The organism is Flavobacterium sp. AG291 (assembly GCF_003350375.1).
Classification (GTDB): domain Bacteria; phylum Bacteroidota; class Bacteroidia; order Flavobacteriales; family Flavobacteriaceae; genus Flavobacterium; species Flavobacterium suzhouense.
Window position 1 is genome coordinate 21780 of sequence record NZ_QQAR01000004.1, and the last position, 19107, is coordinate 40886.

Below are 19107 nucleotides of genomic sequence, written 5' to 3' on the forward strand. Positions count from 1 at the left end.
GAATAACCATCTAAAAACTCATATAATAACTAAATGTTTAAATAATAGGAATTTTAATTATGATTTGATTTAAAACAATAGCGTGAGAAACACTATTTTTGTTTATCAGTAATACTCAAATCATGCTAATAAAAGACATACTTTCCGTTCTCGAACAAATGGCTCCTTTAGCCTATGCAGAAGACTTTGACAACGTAGGGCTATTAACAGGCAGCCCTGATACTACAGCAACAGGCGTATTAGTATGTCATGACGCACTGGAGAGTGTGATTGATGAAGCTATCAACAAGAATTGCAATCTTGTCGTTTGCTTTCACCCAATATTATTTTCAGGCTTAAAAAAAATCACCGGCAAAAATTATGTTGAAAGGGCTATTATAAAAGCCATAAAAAATGACATCGCCATATATGCTGTACATACCGCTTTAGACAATCACCAATATGGTGTAAATAAAATATTTTGTGATGCTTTAGGTCTTACCAATACTAAAGTACTCATCCCAAAAGAGAACTATATCCGTAAACTGGTTACTTACACCATTCCTGAAAATCACACTAAGCTACGCAACGCACTTTTCGACGCCGGCGCCGGAAATATTGGCAACTACGAGAACTGCAGCTTTAATTCGCAGGGACTGGGAACCTATCAGGGTAATGAAAACAGTAATCCCGAGATAGGCAACAGAGGCGAATTCATGGAAAATACCGAAATAAAGATCGAGGTTACTTTTGAAAAGCACCTCGAATCAAAAATTCTGAAAGCATTATTCAGCAATCACGTTTATGAAGAGGTCGCTTACGAAATTTATAACCTAAACAATTCGCACCAGAATATTGGTTTAGGCATGACAGGTGAATTTATCGAACCCATGGAAGAAAAAGCCTTCTTGAATTTTGTAAAAGATAAAATGCAGGCTGGAGGCATCAGACACAGCGCTTACACAGGCAAACCGATAAAAAAAGTAGCTGTATTAGGTGGTTCAGGAAGTTTTTCTATTAAAAATGCGATAGCATCAGGAGCGGACGCTTTTCTTACCGCAGACCTTAAATATCATCAGTTTTATGAAGCTGAAGGTAAACTCCTTTTAGCTGATATAGGACATTTTGAGAGCGAACGTTACACACAGAATTATATAGCCGACTATCTAAGTAAAAAAGTCAATATAAAAGTATTGATTACTCAAACCGACACCAATCCTGTAAAATATTTTTAGAATTAGTTAAAGATAATATTCCAAAGACTTATAATGCCATTTACAAATCCAAAGATGAATACTAATGCAATAAGGAGAAAAACTGCCCCACCTATCCAATCATATCTTTTAGAAGCTGCCTCTTCAGCAAGGCGTTGCTTGTACTTCTTTGAAGACTGGTTCTTTTTATATTTTTCCTGTTCAAGTTGATCAAGAGTTTGTAACGCATAGGCAGGAAGTCTCAGTTTATCTCCCCTGTATTTAATATCTTTTAATATCTGAATAGGTGAATAATTTACAGATGTTTTATAGACAGTGACACATTCTTTAATATAATCTTCTGTGGGCTCAGCAAGTATCCAATAAAGACCCGCAGCATCATAAAATCCGGCTTCGTAATACAATTGAGCTAGCATAGCTCTTGCTCCCATTTCGTCTGGAAATGAATTTATAACATTCTTAAGCCTGTTTACTGCCTTAAATTTTTGGCCTTTTTTAATTTCGGCCTCGGCCTGCTGCAGCTGATTTTGTAGATACATCGATGAGTTGGTTTGACACTACTAATATAAATTAAATTCCAAACCGTATAAACAAAAAATTATATAGTTGATTATCTTACGAAAAAAATCGCTAATTTTGCATTCATTTTATCGGAAGAAAATACAAATCCAGTTAAGTACTTATAAATATGGCGAATATCAAGGAACTAAGTGTTGAAGACAAATTAAGAGCACTTTATGATTTACAGTTAATTGATTCAAGAATTGATGAAATCAGGAACGTAAGAGGAGAACTTCCGTTAGAAGTGGAAGATCTTGAAGACGAAGTTGCCGGATTAAGCACAAGACTTGAAAAGCTTAAAACTGACCTTGAGTCTATTGAAGAGCAGATTAAAGAAAAGAAATCTGCAATTGAAGACCATAAAGCTGCCATCAAAAAATATACTGAACAGCAAAAGAACGTTCGCAATAATCGTGAATTCAACTCTCTTACTAAAGAAGTAGAGTTTCAGGAACTTGAAATACAACTTGCTGAGAAGCACATTAAAGAAATGAAAGCTTCTATCGAGCACAAGAAAGAGACTATCGCACAGTCTTCAGAGCGTCTTGATGCTAAATCATCTCACCTGAACCACAAAAAATCAGAGCTTGATGCTATCATGGCTGAAACTCAGAAAGAAGAAACTTTCCTTTCAGAAAAATCTGTGGAATATCAGGCTATGATCGAAGACAGACTTCTTGCTGCCTACACAAGAATCAGAACAAGCGTTAGAAATGGTCTTGCTGTAGTTTCTATCGAAAGAGGTGCATCTGCAGGTTCATTCTTCACTATTCCTCCTCAAACACAGATGGAGATTGCTGCACGTAAAAAAATCATTACTGACGAGCACAGCGGAAGAATTCTTGTAGACAGCGTTCTTGCTGAAGAAGAAAGAGAAAAAATGGAACAACTGTTCTCTAAAATATAATTTTAAAATCCCCGTCTGGTCGGGGATTTTTTTTAGCTTAGCTTTAATGCAAAAGTTACTTACATTCGTTATTTCAAAGACACTTGGGCTATATATTAACATCCTTAGTTACATATACCCAAAAAAGGCCAGCTGGCTTGCTTATAAATTCTTTAGTCATCCCCGGGACGGCAGACTCATTAAAGAAGCACTTCCGGATGTACTTAAAGAAGCAGATGCTGAAATGATAACCCACAACGATTTTCTTTTCCAGATATATACATGGAAAGGTAATGACACCAAAGTTTTATTGATGCATGGATGGGAAAGCAATGCTTCGCGCTGGGAGCTTCTGATAGGTCATCTACAAAAATCCGGCACTACCATAATAGCGATTGATGCTCCGGCGCACGGACTTTCATCGGGATCAGAATTCAGTATGCCCCGTTATGCCGAATTTGTAAATGTTGCAGTACAGAAATTTAAACCCGATTATCTTGTTGGCCATTCCCTTGGCGGTGCAACTGCTCTTTATTTCCAGTCGCATTACCAAAATGAATACATTAAAAAACTAGTTACGCTTGGTGCTCCCTGCGACCTTAATACCTTATTAAAAAATTACGCCGGTATCTTAAGTCTTAACAGCAATGTATTTCAGTTGCTTGAAAAACATTTCTTTGAGCATTACAAAATCAAAACCCATGAATTTTCAGGTAGTGTGTTTGCGTCCAAAATAAAGATTGAAGGACTTATTGCACATGATGTTCATGATACGGTTGTGTCATTTAAGGAAGCGGAGAAAATAGCCAAAGCCTGGCCCGACGCAAAATTTGTAACCACCAAAGGACTCGGACACAGTATGCATGGCGATGCCCTTTACAACTCTGTTTACGACTTCCTTTTTGAAAATAAAAAAGCGGAATGGTAATTCCGCTTTTGCTTTATTGCATCTTTAGTTCTTAATCACTTTTCTTGATTGGGTCTTTCCATTGTCTTTAACTTTTACAATGTAAACCCCTTTTGAAAAACCACTAAAGTCAATGCCATTTTCAATTCCTTTCGCTTCATACACCAGCTGCCCTAAAGTATTATAGACCTCTTCAGAAACACTCTCACTAAAATTACCGGTAATGGTTAGTCTTTCGGCAACAGGATTAGGATAAGCTATAAATGTGTTTTTCTCAATACTGTTTATTCCTAGCAAAACATCCATCGCCTCTATAGCCTGAGGCATATTAGGCAGCGGACCGATATTACCCTCTAAAGCCAATCCTTGTGGTTTTCCTGTTTGTTTTAAAATTTCTCTAAGCTCTACCCCACTCAGGTATTCGCCTGTATTAGCATGATAATATGACTGCAAAACTATGGCGCATGAAGCCACTATAGGCGTTGCTGAACTCGTTCCGCTAAACCAGGTATAAGTCTGGTTATTATCATCGTTAACAATATACGCCTGACCCGTTCCGGCAGTAAGCACATTCAACCCCCAACCCTGAAGGTCAACTCTTTCACCATAGGTACTATACCACAAGCGATCGTGAGCTTCATCAGGGCTACCGGCACCAACTATAATAGCTCCGCTGTCGCCACGACTATTATATTCGTCAAATATAGGACTGTCCAAATCCTGATTTCCATTTCCGGCAGCAGCCACAACGATGATACCTGCATCAGTAGCTGCCTTAGTCAGATCCCAAACAGGAAGATCGTATTCTGATGGACCATAATCTTCAAGTTCGCCATACCCGTCAGTCTGCAATTCATAAATAACAAAGTCACCCTCTGTTGATTGCTCAAAACATTTTGATATTGAGAAAGGCACATCATATTCTGCCTCTACCGTAAGTACCGAATACATTACAAGTTCATTAGCCCCATGAGCCAGACCAGTAATTCCATAATTTCCGGGATCAGCATATAATATCCCGAAAACACCTGTTCCATGGGTCTCATCATCAATAATATCAGGATGAATAGTTATGTTATCGGCAAAGGATACATTACGGTCGTTCAGCTCTTCATGCAGTGGATTCATACTCCCTTCAAGATCACGGATATTAATCCCCTGCCCGGTTAATCCCAAATCCCAGGCATAAACCATATCAACACCATAATCAGTGATATAATTCTGATATTCTAAAAGAGAAGGTGTTGCAGGCTCAATATCATGAGGGAAAGGAATAGGCTTAGCCGACATAAGACTGCAATATTCCACACCGCTAAACTTTTCAAGTTTTTGTCCCAAAGCCATTAGTCGCTCATTTGTCGGATTTTCAATCTTCAATTCAACGATATTAGACAGTTTTCTTACCGATGCGCCACTTCCTGTATTTTTCACTGCAAGTGCTTCCAGTTCTGCAAGTTTTGAAGGGTTAATAGCGATAGTTTTACGGATAGTAATATTATACTCTTCCGAAAGTTCTTTAAATTCAGGAATATAAACAGACAGGTCTTTTATATAATCCTGACTATTGCCAAGATTTACACCGTCGTTAAAAGAAACGTATAGTTTGTGAGCGTCAGTGCCCTTTCGGAGCTTAAGCGTTCCTTTTCGGTTTTGGGCTTCTACAGCCCCTGAAAAAAGGAACAAAAATGAGATAATGAGTGATTTTCTTTTCATAGATAATTTAGTTGATTAGTAAACAGCGATTTACATCTGGTTCCTCCAAATGTATAAAAAGAGTTTTAACACAATTCTATTTGTTAATAATTTTAACATTTACAACGTTTTAGCCAAAAGCTTATCAACAATTCTATATGGTTTACGTGCCAAATTGTAGTATTTTTGCAGTATGGAAGAAGAATTGAAACGTCTGAATAAATTTATATCGGAAACCGGTTATTGCTCACGCAGGGAAGCCGACAAACTTATAGAAGAAGGCCGGGTTACCATAAATGGTATAGTACCGGAAATGGGAACTAAAGTTTCTCCTGAAGACGAAGTGCGTATAGACAGCAAACTTATAAAAGAGAAAACTTCAAAACACATTTACTTAGCATTCAATAAACCGGTAGGCATAGAATGCACTACTAATACTGATGTAAAAGATAATATTGTAGACTATATCAATTATCCTAAACGAATATTCCCCATTGGCCGTCTTGACAAAGCCAGTGAAGGACTTATATTTATGACTGACGACGGTGATATTGTAAATAAGATATTACGCGCACGCAATAATCACGAAAAAGAATACATTGTTACCGTTAATAAACCTATTACCGACAGGTTTATACAACGCATGGGTAGCGGGATTCCTATCCTCGATACTGTTACCCGAAAATGTAAAGTAGAACAAATAAGCAAATACATTTTCAGGATAGTACTTACTCAGGGACTCAATCGTCAGATCCGCCGTATGTGCGAATACCTTGGTTATGATGTTACAGCCCTTAAACGTATCCGTATCATAAACATATCGCTTGATGTGCCTGTTGGAAGATACAGAGACCTTACCGCCTCAGAAATTAAAGAACTTAACACTCTTATTGAACCTTCAAGCAAAACAGAAGAGGCAAGTCTTCCAAAAGAAGAACCAACGAGAAGAATCTCGGCTGCCCGCAGACCTATAAATCCAAACAGGCCACAAAACAACAGAAACGGTAATAACAGTAAGCCTTTTAACACCAATAGAAGGAATAATCCACGTAAAAAAGATTGATATAACGAGTGTTAAAAATTCACGTATTTTCACATTTTAACACGCTTTAAGAAATCGCATTCAACAATAAGCTAATTTATAGCAATATTATAACACTTTAATAACCTTACGATGTATTTGTAAGGTTATTTCAATTTGTTATGGTCTAAAAAACCATAAGCTAACTTTACTTTAGTATTTAATAATTATAACAAAAATTTATTATTGCGTTATTATTTGTTATTTACTTACAAGCTAAAACGAATTTCTTACAAAAATATCACATTAAAATAAATTTTGTTATAATAATATTTCATTGATAATCATTTAGTTAAGTTTATATATTAGCAAGATTCAAAAATTAACTAAACTACTATGAAAAAAATTATCTTGCTATTAGGCCTGTGTTTTGCTTCGCAAACATGGGCTCAGGACTGTACACCACTATCCTACTACACAGAGAATTTTGAGACGGCTACGGTGCCCTCATTACCCTCATGTTCAACAGCTTCAGGATCAAATACCTGGACAACTGCTAACAACCCCGGAAATGGGTTTGACAACAACACCCTTAAGTATACCGGCAACACACAGGCAGCAAATGCCTGGTTCTTTTCAAAAGGAATTGCGATGACGCAAAGTGTATGGTACAAGATCTCCTATCGTTACGGTAACAACGGAGTTTCAACAGAAGATCTTGTAGTCACACTGGGTACAACAGGAACAAGTGCAGATCCGGCTTTCCAAACTCACGCAGGTATTACGGGAGGTACTCCAACTACATTCCTTTTAACAACATTCCCTGCACAAAGTACGGCTACTTACTATCTAGGCTTCCATGCGACAAGTGCTGCCAATCAGGGTAACATCTATGTTGATGACATTGTTGTAGAACCTGTAACTTGTAATAATCCGGAAAACATCCAGGTAACAAACCTAACTACAACCGGAGCAACATTTACATGGGATGATACAGCAAACAACAATACAGATATGTTTACTGTATATCATTATGGTTACATGACAAGTAATACACCTCCTACCAATGCTGGAGATATTCATTACAACAATTTAACCTCTAACGATGTTACCGACCTGCAACCGGGAACTACTTACTATCTTTTTGTGCGTACACAATGCCAGCCTGTAGTTGGTGGATGGAGTGAGCCCGTAATATTTACAACTCCTACCTGTGCAGCTACAACTGTACCCTACACAGAAGATTTTGAAACAGCAACAACGCCATCCCTGCCTTCATGTACATCAGGTGATCAATGGGTAACAGGAGCTAATCCGGGCAGTGGATTTGAAAGCAACGCATTACAATATACTGCAGGAACAGAAACGGCAAATGCATGGTTCTTTACTCAGGGTATCCAACTTAATGTAGGAAGTTTCTACAAACTAAGATATAGTTATGGCAATAACAGTAGTGAAACAACTGAAAGCCTTGCTACAGTAATAGCGACAAGCCCTAACGCTGCATCGGTAATTGGTACAGTAAATGATTTAACAAACATAACAGGCAATACTCCTACCGTACATACTTCAGGAATTGTAACTGTTCCTACGAGCGGCGTATATTACTTTGGATTTAATGCTCACAGCGAGGCTAATGCGGGTAACCTGTATGTAGACAATATTGAAGTAAAAGACTGGGATTGTGGTGTACCGCTAAATATTACAGCAACAGCTATTACACCAACATCGGCAACAATTTCATGGGAAACTCCGGAAGAAAACACGAGTTTTGGTTACTTGGTTGCGCACCCTACAACAAATACTGCTCCTGAAAGCGGTGAGTATGTACCGGCATTAACAAAAGAATTCACTGACCTGACTCCCGGTACTACGTATTATATTTTTGTAAGAAGCCAGTGTGGTCCACTAATGGGTGACTGGTCAGAGAGCATCAGCTTTACAACACCGGCTTGCGAACCTACAACTGTTCCTTATATACTTGATTTCGAATCAGCGACAGTTCCGGCAACACCTGAATGTACTATTGCTCAGGAAGCGATATCAGGAAATGACTGGGTAACCGCAAACAACCCTGGTAGCGGATTTACAAGTAATACTCTTGTATATACAGCTACTAACGATGCTGCCAATTCATGGTTCTATACTCAGGGAATCCAGCTTACAGAAGGTACACTTTACAAAGTATCTTATAAATATGGTAATAACGGTACTTCTACTGAAAACCTGAAAGTAACACTTAATAGCAATCCTAATCCAAACTACCAGATTGGCAACAACTTTGGTACACACGAAGGCATAACGGGAGGGACACAGGAGGAAAATTCCATTGAGTACTTCAACATGCCTACAGGTGTTTACTATTTTGGTTTCAATGCTTACAGCGAGGCGGGCCAGGGTGCTATTTATATTGATGATTTTAAAATTGAAGTTATTGATTGTGGCGAACCAACAAATGGTTCAGCAACGGTTACTACAACCACTGCTACAATAACATGGGAAGCAGCAACATCAGGAAATGCTACTCCAAACGTTTACCATATAACATATGGCACTACCGATACTTTACCTACAGAAGGATGGGAAAATGAATCCGGTACTTCTAAAACTTATGAAGGACTTGAACCGGGCACACAGTATTATGCATTCATCAGAGTTCAGTGTGGACCTTCAAACAGTGGATGGATAACTATTCCTTTCACAACTGAAGAAGTTGCTGGTCTTGGTGATAATACCCTAAAAAACATTACAGCTTATCCAAACCCTGTAAAAGATGTACTTAACCTTAATGCACAGTCTACAATTGAAAAAGTAGAAGTATACAGCATTACCGGACAACTGGTACATACTCAAAATGTAAACACACAGAATGCTGTTATAAATCTTCAACAGCTTTCTACAGGAGCATACCTTGTAAATGTAATTGGTGAAAACGGATCAAAACGAATCAAAATCATCAAAGAATAAATTTAGGTTACGGTGATAAATAGGGGCTATCTGAAAAGATAGTCTTAAAAAAGCTATGAAAAAAAGGGCTGCCTCAATGAGGCAGCCCTTCCTGTTTGATTAATACAACTAACCGTTTGAAAGCCATAAACGTTTAGACACAAAGTTTTCCGAAATTTGTACTACCATTAAATTAATAACAATGAAAACAGATAAACAAAAAATATGGTTCGTAACCGGAGCATCAAAAGGTTTCGGATTATTGTTCGTGAAACAGCTTTTAGCCACGGGACAAAATGTAGCTGCCACATCGCGCACAACTGCTGAACTTATTAAAACTATTGGCGATTCAGAAAACTTTCTGCCTTTGGAAGTAGACCTGGCAAGCGATAGTTCGGTTGCAGCAGCGATAGCAAAAACTGAAGCTAAATTTGGCGGGCTTGATGTACTAGTGAACAATGCTGGTTATGGCATTGGCGGAAGCCTTGAAGAAGTAGAAGATCGTGATGTTCGCGCTGCTTTTGATATTAATGTATTCGCTGTGTTTAATACTATACGTCATACGTTGCCTATCATGCGTAAACAGCAATCAGGACATATAATAAATATAGCATCCATAGCAGGTGTTGCGCCGGGTTCAGGATGGGCTGCCTATTCAGCAGCCAAGTCGGCAGTAATTGGTTTATCTGAAGCACTGGCACAGGACGTACAACCTTTCGGCATTACCGTTACAGCTGTGGCACCGGGTGGTTTCAGAACAAGTTTCCTTTCTAAAGAGTCATTAGCTGTTCCAAAAAATAGGAATGGTGCTTATGATAACATAAATGAAATGCTTATCAGATATCAGGGGCTTGACGGTAAACAAGCCGGTGACCCTGAAAAAGGCGTTGCCATAATGATACAGACTGCTTTTGAACAAAATCCACCTCTTCATCTATTATTAGGAAGTGATGCCTACAGAAGGGCAACTGCCAAATTTGAGAGTCAGATGAATGAATTTGAGAATCTGAAAGACACAACTACATCTACAGATTTCTAAAACGAAAAGGGAGCCAATCGGCTCCCTTTTCTATCATAAAAAATTACTTTTTGTCTCTTCTAAGCTCTCTTGCAAGAAGTGTATTTTTAAGCAACATGGCAATTGTCATTGGCCCTACCCCACCCGGAACCGGAGTGATGAAAGACGCTTTTTTACTTACGTTCTCAAAGTCAACGTCGCCGGTAATAACATAACCTTTAGGGTTTGTATCATCCGCAACGCGTGTAATTCCAACGTCTACAATTACTGCATCATCCTTAACCATCTCTGCTTTAAGGTAATTTGGCACACCAAGGGCAGTGATAATGATATCAGCCTGAGTTGTTATCTGTGCAATGTTTTTAGTATGGCTGTGCGTTAGCGTAACGGTTGAGTTTCCTGGGAAACCTTTACGCCCCATAAGGATACTCATTGGGCGGCCTACGATGTGGCTACGTCCGATAACTACTGTATGCTTACCCGCAGTCTCTACATTATAACGCTCTAAAAGCTCAAGGATACCAAATGGCGTTGCAGGAATAAAAGTAGTCATATCCAGTGCCATTTTACCAAAATTCTCAGGGTGGAAACCGTCAACATCTTTGCTTGGGTCTATCGCCATAAGTACTTTTTGGTCGTCTATTTGTTTTGGAAGCGGAAGCTGTACGATAAAACCGTCGATGTTATCGTCCTGGTTAAGTTCCTCAATTTTTTTCAAAAGCTCAAGCTCAGAAATAGTGCTTGGCATTTTTACAAGTGTAGACTCAAATCCTACACGCTCGCAGGCTTTTACTTTGCTCCCTACATAAGTAAGGCTCGCTCCGTCGTTACCAACGATTACAGCTGCAAGGTGTGGCACCTTTTCGCCGTTCTTCTTCATTTTTGCTACAACTTCGGCAATCTCATTCTTGATATCTTCCGAAACTTTTTTTCCGTCGAGTAATTGCATTGTTCGTGTTTTATTTTTGAAAATAGATGTTCAATTGAATACTGCCGTGACAGTTAAATATAATAAAAAAAGACGCGTTTAACCGCGTCTCTGTATTTTAAGGCCTCATTCCTTTCATTCCGCCCATCATTCGCATCAGGTTCTTACCGGCACCACCCTGCATCATCTTCATCATTTTGCTCATCTGGTCAAACTGTTTCAGCAGTTGGTTTACCTGCTGTATAGAGGTACCCGATCCTTTTGCGATCCTGTTCTTTCTTTTTACATCAATGGTTGCAGGTTTGCTACGCTCTCCCGGAGTCATTGAATAAATGATAGCTTCTATATGTTTAAAGGCGTCGTCTTCGATCTCAACATCTTTTAGTGCTTTTCCTGCACCGGGTATCATCCCAACAAGGTCTTTCATGTTACCCATTTTCTTAACCTGTTGAATCTGTGCAAGGAAATCGTCAAAACCAAATTCGTTTTTAGCGATTTTCTTTTGTAGTTTTCTTGCCTCTTCTTCATCATATTGCTCCTGTGCTCTCTCAACAAGGGAAACAACGTCACCCATACCCAGGATACGATCGGCCATACGGCTTGGATAGAAAACATCAATTGCTTCCATCTTCTCACCCGTACCAATGAATTTAATTGGCTTGTTAACTACTGATTTAATAGAGATAGCGGCACCACCTCGGGTATCACCATCAAGTTTGGTAAGGATAACACCATCAAAATCCAGTCTGTCGTTAAATGCTTTTGCAGTATTAACAGCATCCTGACCTGTCATTGAATCCACAACAAATAGGGTTTCGTTTGGCTCTATCGCTTTATGAACGTTAGCAATTTCGTTCATCATCTCTTCATCGATCGCTAGACGACCGGCAGTATCGACGATAACTACATTAAATCCGTTAGCTTTAGCATGTTTGATGGCATTTTGAGCAATCTCAACAGCATTTTTGTTACCCTCTTCAGAATATACTTCTACACCTATCTGTTCCCCTACAACGTGTAGCTGGTTGATAGCCGCAGGACGGTAAATATCACAGGCAACCAATAACGGTTTCTTGTTCTTTTTAGTTTTAAGGTAATTGGCAAGTTTACCCGAAAAGGTAGTTTTACCAGAACCCTGAAGACCTGACATCAATATTATCGTAGGATTTCCCGACAGGTTAATACCGGAAACATCTCCTCCCATAAGTTCGGTAAGTTCGTCTTTAACGAGCTTAACCATAAGCTGGCCTGGCTGTAATGTAGTAAGTACATTTTCGCCAATCGCTTTTTCTTTTACTTTAGTAGTAAAATCTTTAGCGATCTTAAAATTAACGTCGGCATCCAGTAATGCTCTCCTAACCTCTTTAAGAGTATCGGCTACGTTTACCTCGGTTATCTTTCCGTGACCTTTAAGTATATGTAAGGCTTTGTCTAATTTTTCACTTAAATTATCAAACATAAATCAGGGTTTCTTTTTATAGAGGTGCAAATTTAAGAATTTGATTTTTAAGATGCAGTGTTTACACAAATAAAAAGGTATGCTTTGAGACGATTATAATAAAGGTTTGGCATACCAAACTCTAAAAAATAGAAAACCGGCCTGGGAAGGGGCCGGTTTTCTTCGGAAAAAAACTTGAATATTTAAAAAAACACAACTATTCTAAACATGTATTGCAATCGCCTTCAAGCTCATATAAAACCTGAACTTCAGTAAACGAAAGCACTTTTTTGTAGACTCTCAGGTCGTCAAGGAAACCTGTAAAACCGCTTCCTATAAAATAATCCATTGCTACATTTCCAATATTGGCTTCAGAAGCATCCTGACTATTTCTTAACTCACCATCACGGTATAGTTTTATATTATTAGCCTCATCTACTGTTACTACCAAATGATGCCAGTTACTTGTATCTACCGGAAGGGCTGCATCCGTTTTCCAGTCAGCATCCGCAATTTCAACATTACCTGCGGCGTATAAAGGAGCATTAAGCTGTTTAACTACCAGCAGAAAGCCTTCTCCTGTTGCATTTCCTTTTGAGAAAAGCTTTTCAACGTCGCCACCATTGGTATTCTGCATCCTGAACCAAAGGCTTATACTATATGGCTGGCCTTGTACAATGGCATTATCAGCACTTTTTGTTACCTGTAAAAACTGCGAACCATTAAAAGCTACCGCACATTTTTGATTGCCCTGTCTGTCGGCTGTAAAAACTATATCCTGCGGCACAGTAACTTCGCTACCCTTCAGGTCTTTTACAACTCCATTTGAGAACGTAATGTAAAGAGATAAATCTTCTACTAGTACGCCCGGATTAGTGCATCCGCCCTGCTCACAGCCTTGAAGCGCAAAATTTATAGCACTCAGTAACTCTTCATTTGAAAACACAGTTATTCCTGCGCCATCTTTTACATTTAACGAAATTGGATACCCTATTGAGTAATACTCATTAGGTCCCAAAGTCATCAGCATAACATGAAGATCTTTATTGCTGTTAAGCACATAAGTGTTCTGAATCTGAAAACCACTGTTATAACGGTAAAAATTCAGAGGAAACACTAATGAAACACAATCATCTCCTATTGCCGGAACCGGATCAGTACAGGTTTCACGAATCGCATCAAACAATTCCTGATTTTCAACAGTTACCTCATTATAATCCTGATCTGCAATTGTTATCGGAAAAAACAAAGTAACGCGATCATCATCTTCTTCGCTTTCATTTAAGATTGCCGCTACAGCCTCATATTGAGACGGTGAAACAATTCTCATTTGCTGCCCGTTAACCATAATTTGCACCGGAAGCTTTATCTTATAGCAACTGGTACTGTCAATCACATTATCCTCTGCTGTATCATTAGCCGAAATTGACTTCAACACATCCGTCAAATTGGAGCTACGAGTTAATGCTTCGGTATTTTCACTTACCGATTCATTTTGGCAGGAAACTGCCGCAAATACGCATATCAAAACAGCAAAAAATCTTTTTATCATTCTATGTGATATAATCTTAAACAGTCAAATTTAAAAAAACCCTACCTGCTTTTTTATTTTTTTAAAAATAAAAGCCAATCACCGAAGTGACTGGCCTTATAAAATCAGGGTTCTTTTTCATGTATGTTACTCTCCAGAAGCTTATCTTCTGAATCAAAATACCTTCTATACGGTAATAAAACCTCCCAAAAAGACTATACTACTTAGTTTTTCTGAAAAGTAAGATAATCAACTCCTCCATCGCCTCCGCTCACATCAACAAGTTTAATCTCTGTTCCTGTTCTGGCAGCAATATCCCAATCATCCGTCAAATCAACAAATTCAAGAGGCTCTGTGAAAGTTATATCAATATCAATATCGCTGTCAAAGCTGTCATCAGTACTATCATCATCGCTGTTATCGTCATCATAAACCGACCATGCACCTGTATAAGTATTGGTCCCGTTAGTAGCTGTAAGCACTCCATTTTCACCAAAGGTAAAATTATACCCTTCAAAATTCCCTGTCTCGTCATTACCGTCTTCCTGAAAAAGAGTAATTCTCCAGGTTCCTGACTTCAGGTTGTTTGCCACTGCATTTGCATTGCCGTTTACATTATACTTCCCGTCATCGTCTGAACAGGCAGTCAGTCCCATAAAAGCAAGACAAGCAACAAATAGATTGATTTTTTTCATTGGTTTAGTATTAAAATATTAGTGTAAAATTAGTAATGATGAACATATAGAGCAAAATTTTATAATTTTTTTAAAGTTTCACTCATTAATGCTGATACAAATAAAGTAAAATTCTACACGATTTAAAATTGCAAATTAGAAGTTGCCCAAACTGGTTTAGAATTTGCAAAAGTTGATTTAGTATTTGTCCAAAAAGCACATTTTTAATTTTTTACAACGCTTTGTATGCAACTTCTATTTTTTTTATAATTTACGCCCACTTTTACAAGCCAAAATGAAAGACAATTCACTAAAGGGCATTTGCGAGGATATTATTTTTGCTAATTTTTTTAAAAACCATGCAAAATCATTACGCAATTACCTGTACTACAAATACGGAAACGAAGAGCAGGCAGAAGATGTTACCCAGGAAGCATTTATAAAGCTATGGGAAAACTGCGCTAATGTACCTTTAGACAAAGCCAAGTCTTTTTTATACACCGTTGCCAACAATACAACGCTGAATCATATTGCGCATCAAAAAGTTGTTTTGGAGTATTCTAAAAAAAGTGCTCCAAAAAACACCGATAACCAGAGTCCGGAATTTTTACTTGAAGAAGATCAGTTTAAGACAAAACTGCAAAATGCCATTGCTAAACTTACAGAAGCCCAGCGCACGGCATTTCTTTTACATCGTATCGATGGAAAGAAATATCATGAGATAGCCGAAATTCTCGGTATAAGTGTAAAGGCTGTAGAAAAGAGGCTTCACGGAGCACTAACAGAACTACGAAAAGAAATTGACAACCTTAGGTAGGGTAATTTAAAAGAAAGCTGTTATAGTAAAAAAGGGATAAAAAATGAACAACGAGAATATGTTAGCAAAATGGCTCAATAATGAGCTGGACGAGAAGGAACTAAAAGCCTTCATGGCCACGCCTGAGTATGCTACTTACAATAAGATAAAAGAATATTCTGCGCAGCTTACCATTCCTGAAGCTGACATGGATACTTTGTATTCCCGAATTGAGGCAAACAAAAACAGACCGGTAAAAGTAAGAACCATGAGCCCATGGATATCTAGAATTGCAGCAATGCTAATCCTTGCATTAGGTGTAACTTACTTTGTATATACTAATAAAACCACAACAGCCTTTGCTGAAAACGGACAGCGTACAGAATTCCTGCTACCGGACAACTCATCTGTGACATTAAACTCGGGATCTGAAGCCGATTATAAAGCCTGGAATTGGAAAAATAATCGTAAATTGCATCTTGATGGCGAGGCTTACTTTAAAGTTGCCAAAGGCCAGACATTTGATGTGATTACGACTATGGGAAAAGTTACCGTAGTAGGTACGCAGTTTAATGTAAAAGCAAGGGACAACCGTTTTGATGTAACCTGTTTTGAGGGTAAGGTTAGAGTAAGCAGTAATGGAAACACTATCCTGCTTACACCGGGAATGAGTGTAGCTTTTGATAATGGCAAACAGTTAGATATGCCTTCAGACGAAGATACTCAACCGGGATGGCTTACTTATGAGGTAAACTATCAGCATGAAGAACTGGGTCGAATCATTGAAGAAATGAAACGCCAGTACCGTGTGGATATCGAACTTTCGGATAAACAAATCAGTACTATAAAGCATTCCGGTAAAATACCAATGAACAACATTGGGGATGCCCTTGAGATTATTGAAACTGCTCACCATTTAAAATCACATAAAGCAGGCAATAAAATCATACTCTCTGTTGAATAATGCTAAAAATCAGGCATCTTTTGATGTTCTTACCGCTTTTATTTATCGTCCCCAATATTTTTGGGCAGAACGAAAATAAAAGTATTGAGCTCAAAAAACTGCTTGAAGACATGGCGCTTTACCATAATGTAAAGTTTAACTATGCCGATAAAGACATAGAAGGCAAACTTATTTCACCACCCGAAATATTCCTTCCGTTAAAAGCCAAACTGGTATACATAGAAAACCGTACCCATTTAAGCTACAAAGAAGTTGGTGGATATATTGTAATATATTCTGCCCCATCAATAGCTAAGAAACGTTGTGCTTACATAATCGATGAAGTTGGCGATCCCGTAGACAGGGCTGTCATACAACTTCCGGACAACAGCAAAATTGTTACCCGACAGGATGGTTATTTTGAACTGCCCGCTACTCTAACCGGAAGTATCTTTATCGACCACCTTAACTACGAACCCATAAGCATAAACGTAAAAGAGTTTAAGGATGACTGTAAAGCCATTGTTTTAAAACTCGAAGTACTCGAACTTCAGGAACTGATTACCGAGCGTTATATTGCCACGGGTATATCCAAAAAAAAAGATGGAAGCTTTACGCTCAAACCTAAAAAGTTTGGTATCCTACCCGGACTAATAGAACCCGACGTGTTGCTTACCATGCAGCAACTTCCGGGCATAAGCAGCATCGATGAAACCGTATCTAACATTAATGTTAGGGGTGGTACGCACGACCAAAACCTGTTTTTATGGAATGGCATACGCCTTTATCAAACCGGTCACTTCTTTGGATTAATTTCGGCAATTAACCCTAACCTGGGTAATGAGGTAAAAATCTTTAAGAACGGAACCTCTGCATTTTATGGAGAGAGCGTATCGAGCGCAGTTGATATATCCTCTCATACTAAAGATATAGGAAATAGTAATTTTACCTTTGGAAGCAACATGATCAATGTTGACTTTTACACGAGGATAAAAGCCAGTGAAAATGCAAATTTCGAAATTTCAGCCCGACGCTCATTTACTGATGCCATAGAATTCCCTACCTATAGCAAGTACTCTAAAAGGATATTTCAGAACACCATAGTTACCGACCTGGATCAGAGCACCAAAATAAACTACCAAAGCGACAAAGAATTTTACTTCTATGATTTTACAGGACAATATCATCAGAAAATAGGATCTAAGCACAACCTGTTTGTAGACTTCATTGGCATTAGAAACAATCTTGACTTTACTCAAGGGAGTGTGGTTATTACAGAACGCAGTAATCTTCAGCAGCTAACACTTGGCGGTTCGGCAGGCTGGAATACGCAATGGAATAAAAAACACAGCAGCGAAGCCAGTTTTTATACTTCTTATTATAATGTTGACGGAAACAACTCATCAATACAGTCAGGACAGGTAATGCAGCAGGGCAATACTATCCTTGACATGGGGCTAAAGATCGCTGACCATCAAAAGCTAACCGACCGTTACCAGTTGCACACCGGGTATCAATATAACGAGATAGGTATCGAAAATTCAGATCAGGTTAACGAACCATCTTACAGCAGGAATATTAAAGAGGTTTTAAGAACCCACGCTCTTATTGGCGAAGTTGAATATGATACCGAAAATAAAAAACTGCATTCAAGAGCCGGAGTGCGTTTAAATTACATTACCAAATTTGGCATGGTCTACCCTGAACCACGTTTACAGGTAAATTATACTCTGACTCCCGACTGGCAGCTTGAAGGCCTTGCCGAAATGAAAAGTCAGAGCACTTCACAGATTGTAGAACTTCAGGGTGACTTTCTGGGCATAGAGAAAAGAAGATGGGTGTTATCTAACGATAAGGATGTACCCGTTCAAAAAAGCAGGCAATTATCTATAGGAGCAACCTATAAACGCAATGGCTGGCTTATATCTTTAGAAAATTATTATAAAAGAGTAAAAGGTATTACCTCAGGTGGACAGGGCTTCCAGGATCAGCTGGAACTCTTGCATGACACAGGACAATATTCCGTATGGGGTAGTGAGTTCCTTGTTCAGAAACAATTCAAAAACTTCTATACCTGGCTAAGCTATACGTTAAACGACAACAATTATAAGTTTGACAACTTTATTCCGAACAAATTTCCGAGCAGTTTTGAGATCGAACATACTATAAATACCGCTGCAATTTATGAGTGGAAAAAAGTAAAAATCGCATTAGGTTCCAGATGGTTTACCGGCAAACCTTTTACGCCTGCGATTAGCAACGCACCCGAATTTGTTACACCTTCCAGTCCTGTTGTTCAGTATGCAGCACCTAACTCGGCAAACATCCAAACCTTTTTCCAGGTAAACTTCTCTGCTTCTTATGTTATAAAAGCTACTGAAAAATCGCAATTACAGTTAGGCCTTTCAGTACAAAATATTTTCAACCGCAAAAATATCATAAACAGATATTACCGTATTAACAGTGACAACAACGGTATCGAAGTTGTAAATACCTATGCGCTTGAGCGCACCCCTAATGCACTTATAAAATTTACATTTTAGACATAAAAAAAGCGCCTTTAAGGCGCTTTT

15 protein-coding genes are annotated in these 19107 nt (G+C 38.5%); 9 read left to right on the forward strand and 6 right to left on the reverse strand.

Features of this window, described 5'->3' with window-relative positions:
* Positions 1-122: 122 nt before the first annotated feature.
* Positions 123-1214, forward strand: coding sequence for a Nif3-like dinuclear metal center hexameric protein (locus tag DEU42_RS05700; protein ID WP_114757329.1), 1092 nt, complete (start codon positions 123-125; stop codon positions 1212-1214).
* A 2-nt stretch (positions 1215-1216) separates the two neighbouring features.
* On the opposite strand, the gene DEU42_RS05705 is transcribed toward DEU42_RS05700, so the two are convergent.
* Positions 1217-1732 (reverse strand): DUF6584 family protein, encoded by a 516-nt coding sequence (locus tag DEU42_RS05705; RefSeq protein WP_114757330.1) that lies wholly within the window; start codon positions 1730-1732, stop codon positions 1217-1219.
* Positions 1733-1881: 149 nt separating this feature from the next.
* Here DEU42_RS05705 and DEU42_RS05710 point away from each other — a divergent pair, with 149 nt between their 5' ends.
* A complete protein-coding gene (locus tag DEU42_RS05710) occupies positions 1882-2661 on the forward strand; it encodes a zinc ribbon domain-containing protein (RefSeq protein WP_114757331.1) in 780 nt (259 codons plus the stop codon).
* 46 nt (positions 2662-2707) lie between these two features.
* Positions 2708-3568 carry an alpha/beta hydrolase gene (locus DEU42_RS05715; protein ID WP_114757332.1) on the forward strand — a complete coding sequence of 287 codons (861 nt, stop codon included), beginning with the start codon at positions 2708-2710 and terminating at the stop codon, positions 3566-3568.
* 24 nt (positions 3569-3592) lie between these two features.
* Here DEU42_RS05715 and DEU42_RS05720 read toward each other — a convergent pair whose 3' ends face one another.
* A complete protein-coding gene (locus tag DEU42_RS05720) occupies positions 3593-5260 on the reverse strand; it encodes a S8 family peptidase (RefSeq protein ID WP_114757333.1) in 1668 nt (555 codons plus the stop codon).
* Positions 5261-5432: 172 nt separating this feature from the next.
* Here DEU42_RS05720 and rluF point away from each other — a divergent pair, with 172 nt between their 5' ends.
* The 3 genes from rluF to DEU42_RS05735 all read left to right on the forward strand — a co-directional run bounded on the left by rluF (position 5433) and on the right by DEU42_RS05735 (position 10245).
* The gene (gene rluF, locus DEU42_RS05725; RefSeq protein ID WP_114757334.1) at positions 5433-6302 is read left to right on the forward strand and encodes a 23S rRNA pseudouridine(2604) synthase RluF; all 870 of its coding nucleotides are present in this window, start codon (positions 5433-5435) and stop codon (positions 6300-6302) included.
* 354 nt (positions 6303-6656) lie between these two features.
* Positions 6657-9227 carry a fibronectin type III domain-containing protein gene (locus tag DEU42_RS05730; protein ID WP_114757335.1) on the forward strand — a complete coding sequence of 857 codons (2571 nt, stop codon included), beginning with the start codon at positions 6657-6659 and terminating at the stop codon, positions 9225-9227.
* Between the two features lie 181 nt (positions 9228-9408).
* Positions 9409-10245, forward strand: a complete 837-nt coding sequence (locus tag DEU42_RS05735; RefSeq protein ID WP_114757336.1) for an SDR family NAD(P)-dependent oxidoreductase — start codon at positions 9409-9411, stop codon at positions 10243-10245.
* 43 nt (positions 10246-10288) lie between these two features.
* Here the strand turns inward: DEU42_RS05735 and DEU42_RS05740 are convergent, their stop codons facing one another.
* The 4 genes from DEU42_RS05740 to DEU42_RS05755 form a co-directional block, all read right to left on the reverse strand.
* The gene (locus DEU42_RS05740; RefSeq protein ID WP_114757337.1) at positions 10289-11173 is read right to left on the reverse strand and encodes a bifunctional 5,10-methylenetetrahydrofolate dehydrogenase/5,10-methenyltetrahydrofolate cyclohydrolase; all 885 of its coding nucleotides are present in this window, start codon (positions 11171-11173) and stop codon (positions 10289-10291) included.
* A 97-nt stretch (positions 11174-11270) separates the two neighbouring features.
* Positions 11271-12611 (reverse strand): signal recognition particle protein, encoded by a 1341-nt coding sequence (ffh, locus tag DEU42_RS05745; protein WP_114757338.1) that lies wholly within the window; start codon positions 12609-12611, stop codon positions 11271-11273.
* Positions 12612-12807: 196 nt separating this feature from the next.
* The gene (locus DEU42_RS05750; RefSeq protein ID WP_114757339.1) at positions 12808-14142 is read right to left on the reverse strand and encodes a LamG domain-containing protein; all 1335 of its coding nucleotides are present in this window, start codon (positions 14140-14142) and stop codon (positions 12808-12810) included.
* A 203-nt stretch (positions 14143-14345) separates the two neighbouring features.
* The gene (locus DEU42_RS05755; RefSeq protein ID WP_199509058.1) at positions 14346-14816 is read right to left on the reverse strand and encodes a hypothetical protein; all 471 of its coding nucleotides are present in this window, start codon (positions 14814-14816) and stop codon (positions 14346-14348) included.
* Between the two features lie 274 nt (positions 14817-15090).
* On the opposite strand from DEU42_RS05755, the gene DEU42_RS05760 reads away from it, so the two are divergent.
* The 3 genes from DEU42_RS05760 to DEU42_RS05770 are packed head-to-tail and all read left to right on the forward strand — an operon-like array spanning position 15091 to position 19077.
* Positions 15091-15612 carry an RNA polymerase sigma factor gene (locus tag DEU42_RS05760; protein WP_114757340.1) on the forward strand — a complete coding sequence of 174 codons (522 nt, stop codon included), beginning with the start codon at positions 15091-15093 and terminating at the stop codon, positions 15610-15612.
* Between the two features lie 43 nt (positions 15613-15655).
* Positions 15656-16555: a FecR family protein gene (locus DEU42_RS05765; protein ID WP_114757341.1), complete on the forward strand. Its 900-nt coding sequence runs from the start codon at positions 15656-15658 to the stop codon at positions 16553-16555.
* Entirely contained in the window at positions 16555-19077 is a 2523-nt protein-coding gene (locus DEU42_RS05770) for a TonB-dependent receptor plug domain-containing protein (RefSeq protein ID WP_114757342.1), read from the forward strand. The genes DEU42_RS05765 and DEU42_RS05770 overlap by 1 nt, the downstream gene beginning before the upstream one ends.
* Positions 19078-19107 lie beyond the last annotated feature (30 nt).

What these genes read in the sequence shown, in the direction of transcription:
- rluF (WP_114757334.1), top strand. Translation starts at nt 5,433, where the DNA reads ATGGAAGAAGAATTGAAACGTCTGAATAAATTTATATCGGAAACCGGT.
- DEU42_RS05705 (WP_114757330.1), bottom strand. Translation starts at nt 1,732, where the DNA reads ATGTATCTACAAAATCAGCTGCAGCAGGCCGAGGCCGAAATTAAAAAA.
- DEU42_RS05710 (WP_114757331.1), top strand. Translation starts at nt 1,882, where the DNA reads ATGGCGAATATCAAGGAACTAAGTGTTGAAGACAAATTAAGAGCACTT.
- ffh (WP_114757338.1), bottom strand. Translation starts at nt 12,611, where the DNA reads ATGTTTGATAATTTAAGTGAAAAATTAGACAAAGCCTTACATATACTT.
- DEU42_RS05720 (WP_114757333.1), bottom strand. Translation starts at nt 5,260, where the DNA reads ATGAAAAGAAAATCACTCATTATCTCATTTTTGTTCCTTTTTTCAGGG.
- DEU42_RS05760 (WP_114757340.1), top strand. Translation starts at nt 15,091, where the DNA reads ATGAAAGACAATTCACTAAAGGGCATTTGCGAGGATATTATTTTTGCT.
- DEU42_RS05755 (WP_199509058.1), bottom strand. Translation starts at nt 14,816, where the DNA reads ATGAAAAAAATCAATCTATTTGTTGCTTGTCTTGCTTTTATGGGACTG.
- DEU42_RS05735 (WP_114757336.1), top strand. Translation starts at nt 9,409, where the DNA reads ATGAAAACAGATAAACAAAAAATATGGTTCGTAACCGGAGCATCAAAA.
- DEU42_RS05700 (WP_114757329.1), top strand. Translation starts at nt 123, where the DNA reads ATGCTAATAAAAGACATACTTTCCGTTCTCGAACAAATGGCTCCTTTA.
- DEU42_RS05740 (WP_114757337.1), bottom strand. Translation starts at nt 11,173, where the DNA reads ATGCAATTACTCGACGGAAAAAAAGTTTCGGAAGATATCAAGAATGAG.
- DEU42_RS05750 (WP_114757339.1), bottom strand. Translation starts at nt 14,142, where the DNA reads ATGATAAAAAGATTTTTTGCTGTTTTGATATGCGTATTTGCGGCAGTT.
- DEU42_RS05770 (WP_114757342.1), top strand. Translation starts at nt 16,555, where the DNA reads ATGCTAAAAATCAGGCATCTTTTGATGTTCTTACCGCTTTTATTTATC.
- DEU42_RS05715 (WP_114757332.1), top strand. Translation starts at nt 2,708, where the DNA reads ATGCAAAAGTTACTTACATTCGTTATTTCAAAGACACTTGGGCTATAT.
- DEU42_RS05730 (WP_114757335.1), top strand. Translation starts at nt 6,657, where the DNA reads ATGAAAAAAATTATCTTGCTATTAGGCCTGTGTTTTGCTTCGCAAACA.
- DEU42_RS05765 (WP_114757341.1), top strand. Translation starts at nt 15,656, where the DNA reads ATGAACAACGAGAATATGTTAGCAAAATGGCTCAATAATGAGCTGGAC.